The sequence below is a fragment of the Peptostreptococcus sp. MV1 genome, assembly GCF_000758885.1.
Classification (GTDB): Bacteria; Bacillota; Clostridia; order Peptostreptococcales; family Peptostreptococcaceae; genus Peptostreptococcus.
This window is the reverse complement of record NZ_JRNB01000006.1, coordinates 1-21627: the sequence shown is the minus strand read 5'-3', so window position 1 is coordinate 21627 and position 21627 is coordinate 1. Positions and strand designations below refer to the sequence as shown.

At 26.7% G+C, this 21627-nt stretch carries 14 protein-coding genes and 1 pseudogene; all 15 read right to left on the bottom strand.

What is annotated here, in order from left to right:
* Position 1: 1 nt before the first annotated feature.
* A complete protein-coding gene (locus tag HMPREF1639_RS00885; protein WP_036762275.1) occupies positions 2–1714 on the bottom strand; it encodes an ABC transporter ATP-binding protein in 1713 nt (570 codons plus the stop codon).
* A gap of 3 nt (positions 1715–1717) precedes the next feature.
* Positions 1718–3133, bottom strand: a complete 1416-nt coding sequence (locus tag HMPREF1639_RS00880) for an ABC transporter ATP-binding protein (protein ID WP_036762274.1) — start codon at positions 3131–3133, stop codon at positions 1718–1720.
* A gap of 12 nt (positions 3134–3145) precedes the next feature.
* Positions 3146–3832, bottom strand: a complete 687-nt coding sequence (locus HMPREF1639_RS00875; protein ID WP_036762273.1) for an energy-coupling factor transporter transmembrane component T family protein — start codon at positions 3830–3832, stop codon at positions 3146–3148.
* A complete protein-coding gene (locus tag HMPREF1639_RS00870; protein WP_002842188.1) occupies positions 3833–4426 on the bottom strand; it encodes an MptD family putative ECF transporter S component in 594 nt (197 codons plus the stop codon).
* A gap of 171 nt (positions 4427–4597) precedes the next feature.
* Positions 4598–4996 (bottom strand): hypothetical protein, encoded by a 399-nt coding sequence (locus HMPREF1639_RS00865; RefSeq protein WP_036762271.1) that lies wholly within the window; start codon positions 4994–4996, stop codon positions 4598–4600.
* A gap of 60 nt (positions 4997–5056) precedes the next feature.
* Positions 5057–5179, bottom strand: a pseudogene (locus HMPREF1639_RS09670) (TetR/AcrR family transcriptional regulator); the annotation flags it as partial.
* Between the two features lie 140 nt (positions 5180–5319).
* On the bottom strand, positions 5320–5976 hold the full coding sequence (locus HMPREF1639_RS00860) for a hypothetical protein (RefSeq protein ID WP_036762269.1): 657 nt from the start codon (positions 5974–5976) through the stop codon (positions 5320–5322).
* 23 nt (positions 5977–5999) lie between these two features.
* Entirely contained in the window at positions 6000–8171 is a 2172-nt protein-coding gene (locus tag HMPREF1639_RS00855; protein WP_036762265.1) for a class I SAM-dependent methyltransferase, read from the bottom strand.
* Positions 8172–8238: 67 nt separating this feature from the next.
* Positions 8239–13611, bottom strand: coding sequence for an AMP-binding protein (locus tag HMPREF1639_RS00850; protein ID WP_036762262.1), 5373 nt, complete (start codon positions 13609–13611; stop codon positions 8239–8241).
* A gap of 19 nt (positions 13612–13630) precedes the next feature.
* The gene (locus HMPREF1639_RS00845) at positions 13631–14680 is read right to left on the bottom strand and encodes a Gfo/Idh/MocA family oxidoreductase (protein WP_036762259.1); all 1050 of its coding nucleotides are present in this window, start codon (positions 14678–14680) and stop codon (positions 13631–13633) included.
* Position 14681: 1 nt separating this feature from the next.
* Positions 14682–15755 carry a hypothetical protein gene (locus HMPREF1639_RS00840; protein WP_036762256.1) on the bottom strand — a complete coding sequence of 358 codons (1074 nt, stop codon included), beginning with the start codon at positions 15753–15755 and terminating at the stop codon, positions 14682–14684.
* Entirely contained in the window at positions 15752–17128 is a 1377-nt protein-coding gene (locus HMPREF1639_RS00835) for a phosphopantetheine-binding protein (protein ID WP_036762254.1), read from the bottom strand. The genes HMPREF1639_RS00840 and HMPREF1639_RS00835 overlap by 4 nt, the downstream gene beginning before the upstream one ends.
* A gap of 24 nt (positions 17129–17152) precedes the next feature.
* A complete protein-coding gene (locus HMPREF1639_RS00830) occupies positions 17153–18610 on the bottom strand; it encodes a condensation domain-containing protein (RefSeq protein WP_036762252.1) in 1458 nt (485 codons plus the stop codon).
* The gene (locus HMPREF1639_RS00825) at positions 18607–19671 is read right to left on the bottom strand and encodes a Gfo/Idh/MocA family oxidoreductase (RefSeq protein ID WP_036762250.1); all 1065 of its coding nucleotides are present in this window, start codon (positions 19669–19671) and stop codon (positions 18607–18609) included. The genes HMPREF1639_RS00830 and HMPREF1639_RS00825 overlap by 4 nt, the downstream gene beginning before the upstream one ends.
* 22 nt (positions 19672–19693) lie before the next feature.
* Positions 19694–21627 (bottom strand): condensation domain-containing protein (locus HMPREF1639_RS00820; RefSeq protein ID WP_036762248.1); only part of this gene is annotated, 1934 nt, incomplete at its 5' end.

The window sequence follows — 21627 nt, the reverse complement described above, 5'->3', positions numbered from 1 at the left end:
TTTATATCACCTCGATTTCTTTAGATTCTGTATATACATCCCACATTTTTTTGTATCTCCCATTTAACTCGAGTAATTGTTTATGAGTGCCTTCTTCAATTACTTCTCCATTATCCACCACAATTATTTTATTTGCATTTACAATTGTAGATAACCTGTGAGCTACCATAATCACTGTTTTATCTTTAATTAACTTATCAATAGACTGTTGAATAACTGATTCATTGTCAGGATCAGAATATGCTGTTGCTTCATCAAGTAGTACAATAGGACTATTCTTTAAAAAACACCTAGCTATTGCAATTCTTTGCTTTTCTCCTCCAGAAAGATTTGCTCCTCCCTTCCCTACAATAGTTTGATATCCATTTGGTAGGCCCTTTATAAAATTATAGCAACTCGCTTTTTCACAAGCCTCTTTAATTTCATCCATACTCGCATCTTCCTTCGCCATCTTTAAATTTTCTAATATTGTTTTATTAAAAAGAAAGTTTTCTTGCGACACATAGCTAACAAGCTCCATATTCTGTTTTAAAGGCAATTCGTTCAAATTTGTTTTTCCAATCAAAATTTCTCCATTAGAAACATTCCAAAATCCTGCGATTAGTTTTGTAATAGTAGACTTTCCACTACCTGAATTTCCAACGATTGCAGTTAACTCATTTTCATTTGCTTTAAACGAAATATTATTTAATACATTCTTTGACTCTTCATATGCAAATGTAACATCTTTAAACTCTACATCATAAGATTTTATATCTCTTACTTCTTCTCCTCTTTTTAAGTTAGGAATTTCCATTATTTTTTTTATTTCTTCAAATACAACTTTTATATTTGCTATTGTTTCCATATGACTCATAGCTTTTATTAATGGTTTATATGAAGCATATGATAGCAATATACACATGATAAGAGTCCCTACTTCAACACTACCCTTCATAAAGAAATACAAGGAAGCTGGTAAAACAAAGACCATAGTTGACGGGATAGTTTCCATAGTTGCTGTCATTGAAAAACAAACACTCAAGTACCAATCAAGCATTGCGTTCTTATTTTCTTCAACAGTCTTTCTAAATTTCCCAAATGATGATGCTGATTTATTAAATGCTTTTATAACTTTAATACCATTTACATATTCAACCATTGTCGTATTCATAGCTTTAGCTGCTTCTTGGTATCTTTTAGATTTTTCTTCATAACCTCGCATCATTAACATTGAAAACAATAATCCCAATGGAATTGTAAGTAAATTCGCAATTCCTATTCTCCAGTCCATTATAAAAATTGTTATGACCAATACTATAGGAATGAATATATTAGCAATAACTTCAGGAATCACATGAGCAATCGGTTTTTCCATTTTATCAAGTGTTTCCACCATAAATTGAGACCACTGTCCGCTGCTTTTTCTTTCAACTTCTCCCATAGAAATTTTACTTAATTTGTCAGCTAATAACTTTCTTTTATCTTCAATAATCCTGTAGGCAAGATTATGAGAAATAATAGTAGATATTTCATGAAATAATATACTTGCTAAAAATCCCAAAAATACAGCAAAAATATATGGATAATAATTATTTAAATTTGTATTTTTTGCAACCAAGTTATTAATAATGGCTGCTACAGAAAAATAAGGTATTACACCAAATCCTACTCCTATTATCGCAATGAATACAGCTGCGAAAATCTTGCTTTTATGTCCCTTTAAGATATCCATCTTTTACCTTCTTTCATAAAATCTTTTTATTCTGCCATCGCAAATCTCCAATAATTTATTACATGTACTATCAATCAATTCATTATCATGCGTAACAATAAATATAATTTTATTATTTGAAAATTCTTTAATGACTTTGCTTATTTCGAGCATATTTGTATAATCAAGTCCACTCGTTGGTTCGTCCAAAATAATAATTTCTCTATCCATTAACATCCCCAATGCTACAGAAAGTCTCTGCATTTGACCTCCTGATAAGCACATAGGATGACGATTATCTAATTTTTTAAGATCTAATTTTTCTAGAATATTATCTATTTGCTTTTCATCTATTTTAGAATCAAATAAACTAAATTCATCTCTTACAGATTCAGAAAAAAACTGATGAATTACATCTTGCATAACCATATAACAAAGTTTTCTTCGTTTTTTATATTTTATGGGACTTCCTTTATAGCTTATTTTCCCTTCGTTTTCTTTCAACAGTCCACATAAAATTCTCATTAATGTTGTTTTTCCTTGACCATTTTTACCTGTGATTGCAATAATATCTCCCTTGTTTCCGGAAATATTTATCTTATCTAAAATTTTTTGTTTCTTATTTTCATATTCTAAATTTGAAACTACAAAGTCATCAGATTCACAAAATGTGACAGGATTTGCAAAATCATCATTTTTCTTTCTTATAAAAGTTCTAAGCCCTAGTTTCTTTCGTGATTCGTTACTAATCGAAGAAAATTCCACATTTGAAAAAACATATTTTATTTTTCCGTCTTGTAAATAAATAGCTCTATCAATTAAATCCATTAAATAATAAAGTCTATGTTCAGAAATAATAATTGTCTTGCCCTGAGCTTTAAGATTTATAAGCATCTCTCTTATTCTTTCAATGCCATACTCATCAATATTTGCAGAAGGTTCATCAAACACATATACATCTGGATTGGTAGCATAAATAGATGCAATAGCAAGTAATTGCTTTTCTCCACCTGACATCATAAAAACATTTCTGTTTTTTAATCTTTCAATTCCTAAATCACGTACTACTTTAAAAACTTGTCTTTTTATTTTATCAGGGTTTTCACCTAAATTTTCTAATCCAAATGTTAGTTCACTATCTGAATCTAAATTAAAAAACTGTGTTTTGGGGTTTTGAAAAATTGTTCCCACTTTTTCAGAAATTTCATATATCTTCATTTGTTTTGTGTTTATCCCATTTATAAAAATATTTCCTAATAAATTTCCCTCTAAAAAATGAGGAATCAATCCATTGATTAATTTTGTTATAGTTGTTTTCCCAGAACCAGATTTTCCGCATAATAAGATAACTTCTCCTTGATTAATCTTTATTGAAATTTTCTTTAACTGATCTTCTAAGCTTCTCTTATAGGAATATGAAGCCTCATTTATATTAATCATGTTTCGTACCTCTTATAAAAATAACTTGAACTTTACATTAAAGAACATCAGAATACATAATAGAATAATTATTAGATCCCAAATGTTAAATCCTGCATCATCCATAAAAGTCTTTCTTGCAGGATTTTCTATCCCTCTTACTGTAATAGCTTGAGCTAATTCATCTGCGGTATTAGAAGCTGTAACTATTAAAGATATTAGTCCTAATTGTATCTTTTTAAATCCAGTCACGCCTCTTATTTTTATTGCGTCTGAGATTAATATTTTTTCTTCTCTTAAAGATGGAAAATATCTGATAGCTATTGCTAGAGAAATAATTAGGCTTTTTGGAAAATGCATCATTTTTAAGGCATACATAATATTTCGTATAGGATTAGTTTTTATAAGAATTTGACCAACTAAAAAAATCGGTATTAACTTAGGAGCATGAATCACCAATAATCCAAAATGTGCTGATATGACATCTGGTAGAAACGGCAAAACAAAATATTTCAATCCCTGTAATAATACAAACATAGATAATGCCTTTAAAGATATTTTAACAAGTCCCATAAATAAGGCTATAATAGCAGCCATTAAAAGAATAAAAACATCTAATTTTAAGCTATTATTTGCAAAGCTAATAATACTAACTGAAATCAAAAAAATGATTTCAGTTAGTGGATTTAGCTTTATAATGCCTCTTGTAATACCCTCCATTTACATAATTCCAGCTTTTTCAAAACGTTTTTTGAACATTGCTTTACCTATATATGCACCAATGACTCCTCCAATAAATGCAGTAATGATCATCCCGATAAGTGTTGGAATTGAAATTAAAGTTTGTAATTTATTTACATATTCTGGACTCATTCCCATTTTAATAATAGATTTCATATAAGATTCTTGGAACAACCACATAGGCAATGGTGAGCCAATCAACCCAATGCAAATCAATCCTGAAGATACTATTACGCTTTTTTGACTTTTATATCCCAAAATTTTTCTAGTAATTTCTGCTAAAACCCCTGCAATAACGCAAGTTATGACAATTGTAAAAGTGCATTCTCCTATAGCAAAATATATAATCCCTGTAATTGCTATCAAAAGTAAAGCCGTTCCTGGTTTTGGCACCTTAGAGACCAACAACATGTAAATAAAATTACATATTATGCCTGTCATTGCTGGCCATAATAACCAAAGTATCGGAGAAAACACAGGAATAAACATTACCGCCATGGATAACGCCATATAAATCACTGAAAAAATGCCGATGTTAACTAAATCTTTTGTTTTTAATTTTGATTCATTCATTTGAATACCTCCATTTAAATTTTTATATTTATTTACCAGTTACAATATGATTGATTCAAAATAATCTTTACTGGTAAATTTTTTTTATTTTTGTTTACTTTCCATAAAACGCAGAAAATCGGGATTAACCCGATTTCAAAATTTATTATTTTTTAATTTTATATTATGTTTTCATTTAATAATCCTCCTCCAACCAAAATTCATTGCTGCCTCCATCATATCGATAAAATTTAAGGCTTCATTATATGGATACCTATGTGTGATTACCTCAAATAAAGGCGTACATGCCATTGTATAAAGAACATGAAGTTCATCATCATTCAAATCATTTACTTCAATCTTTTTTTCTTTAAGAATCTCAATTAATTTCTTAGCGCCCTGCACTTCAAGATTCACTAAATCATGACGAATTGATTCAAATTCCGTACCATGAGAACAGTTAAACAGAAGATTAACTATAGGATCGTTTTGGTAAATAAATTCCAATAATTCCCTATTACTATCATCAGATTTTTCTCCAAAAGCTTGTAAACCATTTACTTTAATTTCTTCAATCGCTTGATTTGTCAATTCTTTACTTCTTCTGTATAAGTGATTAAGTATAGGACTTACAAGTACTTTAAAAATATCTTCTTTAGATTTAAAATGCTTATATATTGCACCAGGCGTAATTCCTGCATTTTTAGCAATAGTGCGAATAGAAGCCTCTTCGAATCCATGCTCTGTAAACTCGCTTTTTGCACTTTTTAATATTTTCTCTATTGTAACATCTTTGTCTCTCAGTAAGTTTCACCTCCCAAATTAAGATAACACCGTTTACTATATTTTAGCATAAAGAAGCTAATAAAGTCAACAATCACTATCAATTACATTTTTTTATGATAACATATTATTTAATTATCTATAAATTCTCTTGTTAGGTCCGCTACTAGTTTCCATTCTGGATCAAGCATACAATCATGACACACATCGTCTAAAACAACAATTTTTGATTTATACAACTTAGCTGATTCTATTACTGATTCTCCGAGTAAACAATTGTCATTTTTAGAATATATGGTTAATATTGGAACATTAAATTCTATTTTTTTAATTGAGGAATAAATAACAGGCAACATTCTTATGCTTAGAGGTTCCTTATTCATTTTATCAATATACTTTTTAGCGTTATTAACTCTTCCAGAAAAAAAGAATTCTTCCCTTGTCAACTTAATATAATTCTTATTAGTAAAGAATAAATTTTTAATCCTGTTTTCAATTGGAAATGGCATTAAAAAAACCATTGATTTCGGCACACAATCTTTATAAGTTTTTAAAAATTCATTTATAAACAAATTACCCATAGAATGTGTTATAAAAATAAACTCTGTATCAATTTTTTTAATATTTTCCCTTAATATTTTCATAGAATCTTTTAAATTTTTAGCTTCTTTTGATAATGCATGCACATGTAAATTGTATCCTTTTTCCTTAAAGTATGGTATAAAATGTTCATTCCAGCACCATTCATAATGAAAAGCTCCACATACTAAAATAATTGTTTCTTTCATGACTACTTATTTATCTCCTTTTTTTATATTTTAACAACAAATAATTGTTGCCCAAATTCATACAAGGCGTGTGTATTTTTAGGATAAGTAAGAATTTGTTTTTTATCAAATGTATCCTTTAATAAATCAAGCCATTCTAATCTATTTAAAAATGTTCTATTTTTCTCTAGCCTAATATCTGTTGGTTTTGTCATCATAAAAACTTGTGAAACAAGCATTTCAGGAGGTTCCTTAACTGGTTCTGCAATTAATATAAGACTATCTTTTTTTACAGTATTATATATCTCTCTCAATACTGTATTTAATTTTCCAGAATTATTTAATACACCTACAGCTATCACTATATCAAAAGTTTCCTTTCCTAACTTTTCCAAATCTTTATCTATATCAATCTTTTCATATTCAATGTTACTAACTACATTTTCATATTTGCTTTTTGCACACTGGATAAAAAAATTCGATATATCTGTATATTTATATAATACTTCATCAATCAAATTTTCATCTATTAATCTTTTTAATACACTATCTGTAGTAGCTCCTATTCCAGCTCCTATTTCTAAAATTTTTATCTTATTAATTCCACTAGAATATTTTTTTACATAATCAGATATAGTTATTGCTACTAAGTCATTAATATATCTATATACCATGTTGTTCTTATATAATGCCTTTGCATATTTCAGGTCTCCCTCAGGAAATAATATAGAATTACATTTTTTCTTTCCATCAAATAATTCTTGTAAATATTTTATATTTTGATTTATATAATCTATAGACAACGGATCTCCTAATTTCCAATCCCATAAGTTCTTTGCATCTTCATAATATCTATCAATATTATTTTTATTCACGACTTTACGCAAATAACAATTATTATTTTCTAGATGTATAAATTCATTTTCGAATAATATATTTAACCATCTTAATATAATATTTTTATTTCTACTATTAAAGTTTTTTTCAATAATCTCATTTATATTATATTTGCGATTACAATCAATAAAAACACCATTATTTTGAAAAAACAATATCATGGACAAATATATATACATATTTATCGATTCTAAAAATTTATTTACATGAACATGATCTATAAATGAGTACCTTCTTTCAACATCTTGTATAGAATGAATATTCATTAAATTAGGTGTTTCATACAACCACTCATTTTTTTCTAAATTTGAGGATAAACATGAGTTTTGTTTTATTGTAAGGTCATCTTTTAAATCAAACTTTCTTACTAAATATTCAAATTCATCAAATAATTGAACATCTTTAATAATCTCGTGTACCTTTGGCAAATATTTTCTTCCATCATTCTTCATATTATTTAAAAAAGTGATCTGTTTTTTTACCAAAAGTAATAATTCATCATTTAAATCTGTTTTATTTTCGACTGTAAAAGATGTTTTTAAATTTAGTAGTTGTTCTGCATTGTATAAATTTATATTTATGTTATCTTTATCAAAAAATAAATTTCTTCTATTTTTCCAGATAATTATATTTTTAAAAATTTCTAAAATCAAACTACCATCTTCAAATACAAACTCCAATTTATTTTCATAGTATTTGCATCTGTTATTAATATTTATAGGATCATATACTTTAAAGCAAAATGTTATTTCCGATATTTTCCCACTAATAGTAATAAATTCATCATGACTAAATGTTTTTATATCAAAACAAAAATTCTCATTAAGGCTTGACTTAATAATTTTAAAAATAGAAAATAACATATCTTTAGATATAAACGAATCAATATATATTATTTTTTGTTCTTGCATTATTTGTTTCGCTTTTCTTATAAACATTTTTGAAATTTCTGTTTCTTCATATAAATTTCTAATAAGATAGTAACAGTTTTTACTTTTTATTTCCTTTAAATATTTTATTGTATCTTTTTTACTTTTAGGAATTTCTTCAATTACGTTTATTCCTCTATTTAATAGATAGCGAACAATATCTACATCTCTATTAATTTCAGAATTAAATGGAACATATGCAAGTTTAGTATTATTAGGGATATTTTTTATATTTGTAAAAAGTGGCAAATTATTAAAATATGCATCTCTAATTGTTGTCTTAGAATTAACTTCAAAAATTCCTGATATTTCAATTATATCTTTTAATTTAAATAAAGATTCTACAATAAAATTTCCTGATACTTTTCCACAAATAATTGTTTCTATCATTTTTTCACCCCCCACAAAACGATATACTTTCTTTTTTAAATATTTATTATAATATATACTTTATTCTCTATATTTCGCTCGACATATTTTCATTTAACATATTTGCTAAAACTTTTGAGTTTGACTTTCCTTGTACTGAACTATAATGATTGCCTGGTATATAAAATTTTCTAATATCGCCAATAATTATATTCTTCCAATTTTCAGCTAGGATATTAAAGTGCTTATATGCCCCAACATTATCTTTTGCTATATAGTAATCTATATCCCCAAAATATATTTCAGGCATAAATTTTTGAGCATTAAATGACTTTATGAAAATTTTATACATATCTAAAAAAGATTTTTTTGTAATTGAATTTCCCTTATTTTTTACTAAATTATAATATAATTCAAATCTTTTTTGTTGAGATAAAGAATTTAATTTTTTTACATAAAGTATATCTTCTTCGAATCGCATTTTACTCAATATATTATTAACCGTCATTGCATTCTCATAATTATTATCCATATTAGAAAATGCTATATCTAATATATTTGTTTCTTTAAATCCTATATCTGAAATTTCAATATTAAATGCTTGTAAGAAATTAAATTCCAATAATAATTCATCATAATTATAATTTAACAAGCTTCCACCTTCTATAACTGCTAAATTATCTACTAAAATTCCTGCTTCTAATAATCTCCTAGAAACTTCTATTGCAACTACCCCGCTAAAGCTATATCCTATTATTTGAACATTTGTTGGAGAAAATTTTTGTATTTCTTTATAATACTCATTTGCCAATTTTTCAACTAATTCATCTGAATTTATATCTAGATACTTACCTATATCTGATACACCCATCAATAATATATCTCCTTTATTTTGAGAACATAATTCCATTGCTAAATTTTTTAAATTTTCAAGATTTCCAAAAGCTCCATGTAATATAACTCTTAATCTTTTATCCTCGATGGCTGCACTATATTTTTTTGAGTATATAAATTCATCATTAGAAATATTATGCTCTGTACCGTTTCCGCCTTTCAATAACTCAGAAATCCTATAAAAAGTTGGTTCATCTATTAATTCTCTAAGTATAGATTCAAATGTGCTACTTGATTCAATGCTTTTTATAATTTCAGCTGCTATTTGAGCTAAAATCAATGAATCAGCTCCACATTCATATAAATTCTTATTTAAATTTAATTCTTCTTCATCTAAAAATTTAGCACAAATATTCAATACTTCTTTTGGTATAGATGTTTTTTTTGAATCAAAATTAATAGATTCATTTTCTGCACATCTCAAATAATCCGTTTCATATGAAAAATTTTTCTTTATGTCAACTATACCATTTGAAGTCAATTTGAATTTTTCTAAAAAAGTTATTTTGTCAGGCATCAAATCAATAGGTAAACATATCTTAAGATTATTATATATTTTCTCTCTATTGATAAAAGAATAATCACTTTTAAACTGTTTTATAAACAAAACCATTCCTAATTTCTCTATAACAGATTCTTCTCTTGGTAAAGTAAAGATTTTTTCATTGTTTTCATATAATATATTTTTCCATTCTTCTATTGATAAGAAAAATTTGTTTTTCCTTAATGAATCTAATGGTTTTTCCATCATAAATACTTGAGATGCAATTATCCACGGTTCATTACGTATAGGCTCAGAAAATAGTAAGTATCCCTTAGGCGCACATATATTTCTTATATAATTTAAACTACTTACAACATCTTTAGCATTTTCTAAAACATAAGCGCCAATTATTATATCAAAATAATTGTATTCTATTCCAATTTTTATAGGATCTTCATTAATGTCCAATTGATAGATCTTAACATTTTTATTATCTTCAAACTTCTTTTTAGCTTTAGATAAAAAATATTTCTTTCCATCTGTAAAATGATATTCATAATCTACACCATTTAATAAATCTATTATTTTTTCAGATGTTGCCCCAGTTCCGGCACCTATTTCTAAAATTCTTATTTTCCTATGATTATTATTTTTAATATACTCATTAATAAAATTACAGTAAAAATTATTAATAACAATAGAATTTATACTTGTATTATACATTGCATCAGTGTAAATATCAGAACCCTCAGGATATAATATATTTACTGGATCAATCTTCCCATTTAAAATTTCTACTAAATTATCCGTGCTGTCTTTGACATACTTTAAGTACTTCAAACTATTATCATTTTTAACATCCCATTTTAAAAAAACTTTTGTCCATAAATTAGCAATATCATCATATGTCAAAATAGACTGAATTTTATAATCTCCATTTTCAGCATATATTATATTTTTTTCTATCAATTGATATAACCATCTGTCAATTATCCAATTATATTTATTATCATTTAATTTCCTTTTTCTTTTATATAAGTCAGAATTTGGTTCTTTTTTTAATATGTCTGTATCTATCATTGCATTTAGTATAGCATTTAAACATATTTTATCTCTTATATCGCATAATTCCCTATATTTGTTACTAAATAAGTATTCCTTATTTTTAATATCTATACCCTCATTATTATTAAATAAAGTTTCATAATGCGAATCTAATTTATCATCTCTGTCTTCTCTAGCAATTGTTACTACTGATTCAATAGGAAATTCTTTTTTATTTTCATTTACCATTACAATAGCATTTGAAATTACTTTTTGCTTAATTAAAGCATTTTTTATCTCCTCAAGGTCTATTCTATTGCCTCTTATTTTTACCTGAGTATCTTCCGTACCTAAAAATTCTATTTCTCCACTTGATAAATAGCGACCCAAATCTCCAGTAGAATAAAGTCTGATCTGCTTTAGAGGATGAATAAAGAACTTTTCTTCTGTTAATTTTTTATCTCCTAAATACCCTTCCGCCAAGCCTCTACCAGCTATATATAAATTACCTTCGCAATAAACTGGACAATCTTCAAAATTTTTATCTAATACATAAATTTGTTGATTAGTGAGCGGTTTCCCATACGGAATGCTTTTCCATCCCTTTTTAATACCTTTATATTCATGATAGTTAGACCATATAGAGGCTTCTGTAGCACCTCCCAATACTATTATTTTAGATTCTACAAAAGTTTTTTGCACCGCATTAGGCATATTTAAAGGAATCCAATCTCTTGATAGCAATATTAGTTTAATAAAATTTTGTTTTTTTGATAAATTTTCTAAATAATTTAAATATGGTTTCATTAATTCTGGTACCATATTTAATATAGACACAGAATTTTCTTCAATCAATTTATCCCAATGAGCAGGATTTAAATACTCACTTTCATCAGGATATACAATAGTTCCTCCAACTGATAGCATTCCAAAAATATCATAAACAGATAAGTCAAAATCTAATTTTGATATTCTTAATATGCAATCTCTCTCAGATATTTCAAATTTTTGATTTATATCATATATAGTATTAAATACTGCGCCATGATTTATTACAGCACCTTTTGGATTTTCAGTAGTCTCTGACGTAAACATGATATAAGCTGCATCAGTCGAATCGATATGTTCTATATTAAACATATTTATCAAATCTAACCTATAATTTACATCATCAATGTTCACAAAATTTCTTTGTCTACTATCATAACAACTGACATTTGTCAAAATAACTTTACAATTACATTGTTTTAAAATATTCTCTAATCTTTTTTCTTCTATATTAAAATCTACCGGAACATATATAGCTCCTACCATAAGTATTCCAAGAATAGTATAAACTTGACTTTTATTATGTGGTAGTTTTACAATTATATGCTCACCTTTTTTTACATTTTTTTCTTTCAATGCTAAAGCTATAGATACAGACTTATTATATAATTCTTTATAAGAAATTGAACCTCTAGAGTCTATAACAGCCGCCTTATCTGGATAAGATTTTACTTTTTCTATAAAATCTTCTAATAATGTCTTATTATTAATTTTTTTATTTGTAGCATTAACTTTTTCTCTAATTTCACGTTGCCACTTAGGTAGATTAATTTCAAGACGTTTCTCCCAAAATTCTTTATTGTTCGATAAATTTATTAAAATCTTCTTAAACTCACTAAACATATCCTCCAACATATCATCTTCAAATATTCCTTCACGAACATCCCAATTAATCTGTAAACCTAATTCAGTATCCATAGCTTGACAATCAATAAATACTTGCGGTGTTTGAGATATTCCATACACATATCTTCCTATCAACCTCTTTTTAATTAACCCTATTGCACTTGTAAATACATACGGTGCTAAAAATTCTTTGGAGTTATGCAGTTTAGCAATATCTCTTAATATATTAACTCCAGGATATGCACTATTATCTATTGAGCTGAATAATTCTTTATTAACTTCTCTTGCTAACTCTGAAAAAGATTCTTTTATGTTTTTTATCGAAATTACCGATGTATTTGTAAAATCTCCTACTAAATATTCTATATTTTCCCCTAAATTTTTCTTGTTAAATAAAGTTAAATTTATAAGAAATTCTTTTTCTGTACTCCATTTTTTTAGTACTTCACTATATACAGTCAATACTGACGCTGTCGGTGTTAAAGCATGGTTTTGAGCTAAAATTTTAAATTTATCCCACATATCCTTATCTAATGTTAAAGACAATCTTTTAAACTTACAAACATCCGTTTCTTTTAGCGTTTTTAAAGGTATTACTGGAGATGTCTTTAATTTTCTAGTCTTTTGACTCCAATATGCTTTCGCCTTCTTGTATTCCGAGTTTTCTTTTGTCTTTTCTTCACTTATTATATAATTCCTAAATGATATCTTAGATTGTCTATCATTCTCTATTCCTTTAAAATACTTCATCTCAAACTCTAATAGAAGTTGCCATATACTTGACCAATCACATATCATAAAATCCATCGAAAAGTGTAAAATTGATTTTTCTCCATAATTTGATACTCCAATATCAAACATTGGCCATTTTTCTAATTGATAAACTTTATCCTCTAACTGTTCTCTAATAGATATCCTATCTCCTGTAACAACCTCATATTCTGGAACTTTTTGTAGTATTTTTTGATAACCTTCTTTAAATATAACTGCCCTCAGCATTTCATGTTTATTTATCAAGTAATTCCATGTATCTTGTACTTTTGAAACGTCTAAATTATCATATAAAAATTCTTGATAAATGTGACAAGATACATTTCCATATGAATGTAAGTCATCTCTTCCATAAAGATATGATTTCTGAACTGGAGATAATGGAAATGGTGCATAATCATCTTTAACATCATATTTATTCTCAAGTTTTTTAATGTATTCTTTAAGTCCATCTTTATTTAATTTTAATTCCATTAAAATATCTTCATCTAACTGACCATTTATGGATTTATATTTTAACTTTTCACCATCAACATACAACTCAATACCTTGCTTAGAATATTTTTCAATTATTTCTTTATAACCGTTCTCCATTATTTACCTCCTTATTAAATTATTCATCAAAAATTTTTATATCACTCAGCAAAAGCAGCTTCTCTTTACTAGTCTCCATAAACTTTGCATATCCCGCTTTTTTCTGCAAAATTTCCCATTTTTTAGATGTTGATAGTTCCCTGTTTACTCGACGAATATCAAGTTTGCCTGAATTCATATATTTCTTCATTTTAATCAATTCTGCTGTTATTGAATCAATCCAGTATGTTTGAAAAAATTTTGAAGTACTCGTTTCTTTTAAAGAATTCAAAACCTTGTAGATTGACTCTTTACCTATATTTAAATCGTCTTTAGCTCCTTTTAAATATGTTCTTGGACGCCAAGCAACATCTCCATACGCATCATTTAGCGATAATACTCCATCTTCATAATAAAGTTTAAAACTATACATTAATTGCATATTGTAATCAGGTGTTTTGGGATTTAATTGATTATTGAATTCTATTAAAATAGGTAATTTCCCTATATTTCCATATAATATATCAAATGGGCCTAATCCCTTTATTATATTATTATCCAACTCCAAATCACCTAAAATTCCAGAAATAGCTAATAAATCCAAAGCTACATATGATAATTGTGTAGAAAAAGAAACGCTTATATATTCTAACTTAGAATATATATTTAATTTTTTTGCATACACTGCAAAGCTCTGCATATTTGATAAATTTGAATATAGATTTGCAGTCAAGTAAATAAGGTTTTTCTCTCTTGCTAGCTTATAACATTTATATAAATGTTCTTGATAAACAGGTTGCTCTTGAATTACGTTTATTCCTTTATTTAGTAAATCTATGCACAATTCTGTTCCATCCCCACCTGTTCCCTCACTTCTAACAATAACGCAAGCTAAATCTATATCTGATGGCAATTCTTCAACATTAAAATACAGTGGTACATTATATTTCTTTGAAAGTGTCTTTGACCTTTCACTTCCTCTTCCGATAATACCTGCAATTTGAAAATCTGATTCGGCACTCTTTAATGCTTTTAAATAAAATTCTCCAAAATTCGTGCCACAAACTATGGCTTTCAATCTTTTTTTCATTTTATATTTCTCCTTCAAAGATATTATTCAATTTCAAATTTGTTCCTTTCATCAATTTGTAATAAAATGTTGTATCCATTTCCATCATCTTATCAAGTAAACTATTTAATAAAGGAAACTCACTCATATCTTTGATTTCAGTTTTATTACCATGTTCTAGAGCTAAAATAGAAACAGCTGCTACTGTTAGAGCCGTTAATCTAGTTGGTGAAATGCTTTTTAAAATCATATTAGCATCTATAGTATTTTTATTTTTTATTCCTGTTGCCTCTAAGATAAATCCGCCAAATTCTTTTTTTTCAATATTATCCAAATTGGATAAATCCACTAATTTTTGTGCCATTACATTTATATTTTCAATGTTATCAGAACGAATATTCTTTAAAAAATTGCAAACATATCCGTTCTTTATGCACATATAGAATATGGCATTTTCCACACCTATTTGCCTACAAACTTTAAGAGTTCTTTTATCAATATACGGAAATGGCACCCATCTTTCGCTGCTTATTGGCAATGTTATTGTTTTATCTCCTGCCAAATAGGGTTCTATCTTTCCTGAATTTAAGATTGATCTTGCATAAAAACCATCTTCACTTAAATATCTCAAGTATTCTTTGGCTGCATTATAAGTAAATTCCCCATTAGAGGCGTAATACATTTGAAAACTAAGGGTTTTATCAAAAACTCTAGAAATAATAACTGGCAATGCTTCTATTAATCCTGGCGATGAACCAACTCCATGATATATTGTTCCTCCTTCAAAAACAGATTTCTCATAGAAATTATAATAACTTAAGTCAATGAGAATACATTTGTTTTTATTAACTGTATCTATTAAATTAAATATTGATGAATCTGAATACCCTGAACAGTTTATAATACAGTCACATCCATCAACAAACTCAATACAAGTATTTATATCATCCAAATCTATAAATGCAAAAGTATTCTTACTCTTATAAACTTTTTCTTTTCTTCTATATCCCAACTTTATATCTTTGATTCCATAACCATTCAAAATTTTAGTACATTCTGAACCAATATCTCCAGTAGCTCCAATTATTCCTATCATATTTCACCTTCTACTACCTCCATACCTAACTGTTTTGAATTTATCAAATTTAACATTTTTTCAAATTCAGGATTTGAAAAAATTTCATTTAATGTGAGTTTGCATTTTAATCTTCTTTCTATCTCAACTAGAAGCTTTGTTGCAGATAAGCTATTTCCTCCAAGCTTAAAATAATTAGAATTTCTATCTACATCATCTATATCCAAATTTTGCATCCATATTATTTTTAAGATTTCTTCTAAATTTTCATTATAATTTTTTAATTGTTCTTTTATTGTTGTTTTATCAGAGACATCCACATTAAAAGAGTCCAATGACAGCAAAACAATCTTCTTATCGAAATCTAACCCAATTTCATTTTCTAAGTTATTTATCAACTCAATATGATCTGTATAGTTTTCTGATTCGAGATAATAAGCAATATTATTTTCTATCAAAAACATAGTATTTTTAAAAAAATATTTTTTGGCTATTTTCTTAATGTAATCAACTTTATAAAAAAACTGCGTACGTTTTTCAGTTTCTACATCAAGATTTTTTTCTTGAAAAAATATGGCTGTAAGTACAGATATTGGATCCATTTTACCAAAATCAATTACATGAATTTTTCCGTTTCTTTTTAACATTAGTTTTGAGGTTTTGAAAAAAGATTCAACGTCTTCAATTTGATGTAAAAAATTAACAGAAATAATGTGATCAAATCTACTTAAGTAATTATCTTTCAAAAATTTCTTATCATTGCAATCATTTAATAAAATTACATTGTTTAAATCTTTAATTCTGCTGACTAAGTTATCTTTTATTATGCAATCTACATCATTAACAATGCCTATTGTTAACCTTTTAATATCTTTACTTTCATTATTGATGTTTTTAATTAATTTATCTAATAAGCTCTCAGTAAACTCACTTCTAATGCCTAGTTTTGCTGGGGATATTTCATTATCTAAAAGCAAAAGCTCTTTTTTATTATTATTCTCAAGTATATCTACAAATAAATTCTTTTTTAGTTGTAGTTTTCTATATAAAGAATCCTCTGCGATTTTTACTTCATTCATCTCATCTGCTTTAAAATCTTTCACATATTTCAACCAGTATTTAATTATATTTTCATTCTTGTTGTCTATTTTTATTTTTTTAACATTAATTTCAGTTAATAAATCTAATAAAAATTTTTGGACAAAATACTTTCTCTTTTTTACTTCATTGTCTGTATTAATATTATCAATATAATTTATCTTAAATTCCGATTTATCTTCCTCTAATTCTGGTTCAACCAGGAGCGTTTTAACATTTTCTTGTGAGATTATTGTTTTATATTTACCACTATAAATTCTTTTTTGATACTCAATATTAAACTTTTTTCTTTTCATATTATTCCCTCCATAGTTGATTTATCAAAAATTAGAGCATATTTCATTTGAAACATCAATATACTTACCTACCATCCAAATAATATCCTCTTCATATAATAACTCATCTATATAATCAAAAGTAATCACAATACTATCATCAATCATTCTTATATGATGATCTAGATAAACTTGAGGTGTTTGACTTAATGAACATATTTCATGAAATCCATTTTTACAATTGCTATAACTCTCTCCAATCATGCAAGTAACTACTATTGGAAACAATTTATTTATTCCATTCTCTTGCCTAGCTTTATTTATAACATTAATCCCATCAAAACATCTATATTCTAATAACTTAAATATTTGTTTTTGGGTTTTTTTGATGGACTCTAATATAGATTTATATTCATCTTTATAGCTAATTAATCCTATATTTGTAAATTCTCCCAACAATTCATCTGCATTTTTAACTACTGGTAATTTCCCAAATAATGTTGTTGTTATTGTTAATTCGTCAGTCTCAATTAAGTCAGACAATACTTTCATATAAATAGTGATTAAAATAGCAGACAACGTTACACCTCTTAGTTTTGAATAATGTATTAAATTGTCAGTTTGTTCTTTACTAAAACGATATTCTTTTCTTTTAAAATTGTATTCTTCTAAGTCATTAATCGGCATTTTTGTTCTTAAATTCGGTGCTTTTGGTAGTGTTTTTATCATTTTATTCCAATATTTTTCAGCCTCATCTAAAAGTCTCTTATTAAATGCAAGTTCCTTATATATTCTTAAATTCATTACATAATCTTTATAAGATACATCGGAAAAACTTATTTTTTCTCCTTCGTATAACGCAAAAAGCTTATATATCATATTACCTGCACTCCACGCATCTAATATAGAACAATCAAAACTTATGTGGAGTACATCATTTTTATTCTCGCCATTAATTTTCTTTCCAACTACGAATTTAAACATAGGCCATGTTTCGATATTATACTTCATATGCGATAAAATCTTTCGCATTTTATACCTATCCTCTTTAGAATTATATTGATATTTAAAAACTTTATATTCAGGAACTTTTTCCAGAATAATCCCTCTACCATCCGATAATAAAATCAATCTTAAAATATCATTTTTTCTAATCATCAAATTAATGTTTTTTTCAAGATTAGCAATATTTAAATTTTGCTTTTCAAATTCAATATAATAATGAGCATTAACTTTATTTAAAAATTCCCCATCTACTTGTCCAGCCATATATGCCAACTGAAGTGAACTCAATTCCAAAGTGTTTTCTTGTGCTTTTGATAAATATCTGAGTAAATCCTCTTTGTTAACTTTAATTTCGTTGATTACCTCTTCATTGTATAATTCTTTTTTGATTCTATATTTTAATTTTTTATCTTCCACAAACAAAAACATTCCCTGTTTTCTCAGCTCATTTACATAATCAAATAAATCTAAGTCTGTACTATCATTTTTTAGTTTCATTTTTTCATCCCTAAATTTTTTAAAGCTTGTAAATGGTTAAGATGTTCTTCACCAAATTTAACATTTTTAGGAAACCCTATTTCTTTCATTATTTCTCCCCATTTTTTCGAAACTATTATTTCCTTTTGCGTTCTTGTAATATTATTTTTTCTTTGTTTAACATTTTCAATAAATTTTTCAATTTCTTTCCTTATGGCATTCGGAAAAACATCATAAAGTATAGTTTCATATGTCAAGTTACTGTAATTTGCCAAGCTAAATTTTATTGGCTTATTTAAATAATTAACATCAATTTGTTTTGAATCTAACACAATATTATCAGATATATTCATTCTATCCCTCCATATTACAGATCCAAAGGTATCTTCAAGATCTAATCTTCCACTTTTATAAAAAAAAGTAATTTTATGAAGAAGATGCATATGGTTATTCCCATCCACATCAGAAACCTCATTATGAATTTGTAAGTTTACATCCAATTGCCCATTTGACAAAACAACACGATTAAAAGGGTATCTTTTCTCTGTTAACGTTGGAATTATATTAAAACTTCTAAGAAGAGGTAATGCTTCGTTCAGAATACATATCAAAGAATAAAGAAGTTGCGAAGATGTCATGATATCTACATGTTCAAGAACATCTTCTTTATTTAAATATTTTGCAGCTTCAATAAATTTTTCAATAGTTTCCAATGAATTATATAAATTCCCTACTATATAACATGAGTTGAATTCATGAGCCAACTTTAAGCAGTTCTCTATCTCCCTATAATGAATTGGATGTTCCTGTATCACATGAATTCCTTTTTTTAAGAGACTCTCTGACAATTCAGTTCCCTTACCTCCCAATACAGAAGATTTAATTATAACAAATGCAATATCTATATTTCCTGGAATAGAATCTACATCAACATATAGTGGAACATTATGTTCTTCTGCACACCTCTTAGAACGACTACTTCCAAAAGCTAATATACCTACCAATTCAATATTATTTATTTTTTTTATCGCATTTATATAGGATTGACCAAAAGTTGTTCCACAAACTATCGCTTTCATCATAATGTTCCTCTCTCCAAATACATCATTTCAAAAAATCCATCAACTTTATTACCAAATTTTCAATATATGGAGTTTCCATAAATTCCCCTAATTCTAAATGAAAACCATATCGTTCCATTAATGTATTAGATAGTTGTATCATATTTAAAGAATTCCCTCCTAGTTTAAAGAAGTTATCTTCTTTTTTTATTTCTTCAATTTTTAAAATTTCTTTCCAAATTTCTGATATAGAATAAAGTAGCTCAGTGTTCAATTTATCTTCTGTTTTCTTGTTTGATTTATGAATATCTTCATCAGGTTCATTATTTTGATAAACTGATAAGTCTTCTCTAATACATACATTATTTTCAGTATCTTTATTTTCCTTATAATTAATTTTAGTGGAAAACGCATTGGTATTATTTATTATAGTATCCAATAAGTTTCCATAAGACTCAAACATCCTATCTAGCAACTGTGCCGTAAATATTTCATCAATGGAATCCCAAATTATTTTTAATTTGCCGTCCATTTCCATAACTTGATGATCAAGCCAAACTTGTGGTGTTTGAGAAATACTATATACAAGTTCTCCTAGCCAAGCATCTTTCCTGCCTTCAGACAAACCTAATCCACTTGTAAATACTATAGGCATTAAAGAATATCTATTGTTAGAGTGTTTATTTCTTAATTCTCTTCCAAATTCTACAGCACTATATGAATTGTGTTTTGTATCTTCTAATAATTGTTTTTGCAACATTTTGGATTTTTCTAGCAATGAATCGCTAGTACAATTTTTTACTTCAAGAAATGTTAGGTTAGTAAAATCTCCTATGATTTTATTTATATCCGGATGAATTTGTTCCTTGTTAAACTGTGTAATATTTAATACAAATTCATCATTTAATGAATATTTCCTAATTATTTCAGAAAATAATGTTATTAATAAAATTGTCAATGTTATGTTATTTTCTCTTGCGATTCCTTTTAATTTATTCAATCCATAAGAATCAATAATTTTTTCTCTTCTATTAAAAGTTTGTTCTTCTATATCACTTTCTAACTTTGCTATTTCAAATTTAGGGGCTTCCAAAAATCCATTCAATCTATCCAGCCAATATTTTTTATCAACTTGATATTTAGATGTGTTTTTTACTTTTCTAATTTCTAAAACATAATCTCTAAATGAAACATCTGGTAATTCCTTATAAAAATTTTCATCATTATATCTTAATTTCAATTCATCTAGAATATAGAACATACTCCAACCGTCTAAAATAATATTATCTAAACTAATATGGAGTCTGGATTTAATTTCATCTAAAATGCTAAGTTTGAAATTAAATATAGGCCATTTATCTATCTTTAATATTTCGTGAGACATAATATCTCTAGTCAGTTTTAAAGCTTCCTCTTGTTCAACCTTATTAAGACATGATAAGTTATTAATATCTAACATAAATGGTGGAACTTTTCCCAATATCTGTTGTGTTCCATTGTTTAAAATTATCGCCCTTAACATAGAATGATACTTAATCATATCATTTATTACCTTTTGAAGTTTATTAGGCTCAATATTCAAACAATCTAATTCGAAGTAACAATGTGTTGCTACTGAACCTAAAGAATACATTTTGTTTCTTCCTATCCAATATGCAAATTGCACATCCGTTAATGGAAATGGCTCATTTATGTTTTTAAAATCATGTACAATTCTTTTATATGGTAAATGTCTATCTTTTTCGATTTTCTTAATAAACTCTGAAAAATCTCTTAAAATAGGATATTTAAAGATATCGCCAATTGATACTTCTACGCATAATTCTTTTTGAATTTTTGAAACAACCTTTGTTGCTGTAAGAGAATCTCCCCCTAATTGAAAATAATTAGAAGTAAACGATACATTTTCATTATTTAAAATTTCTTGGTTGATTGTATAATCAATTTGTACAACTGAATAAAAAAATGATTCATTGC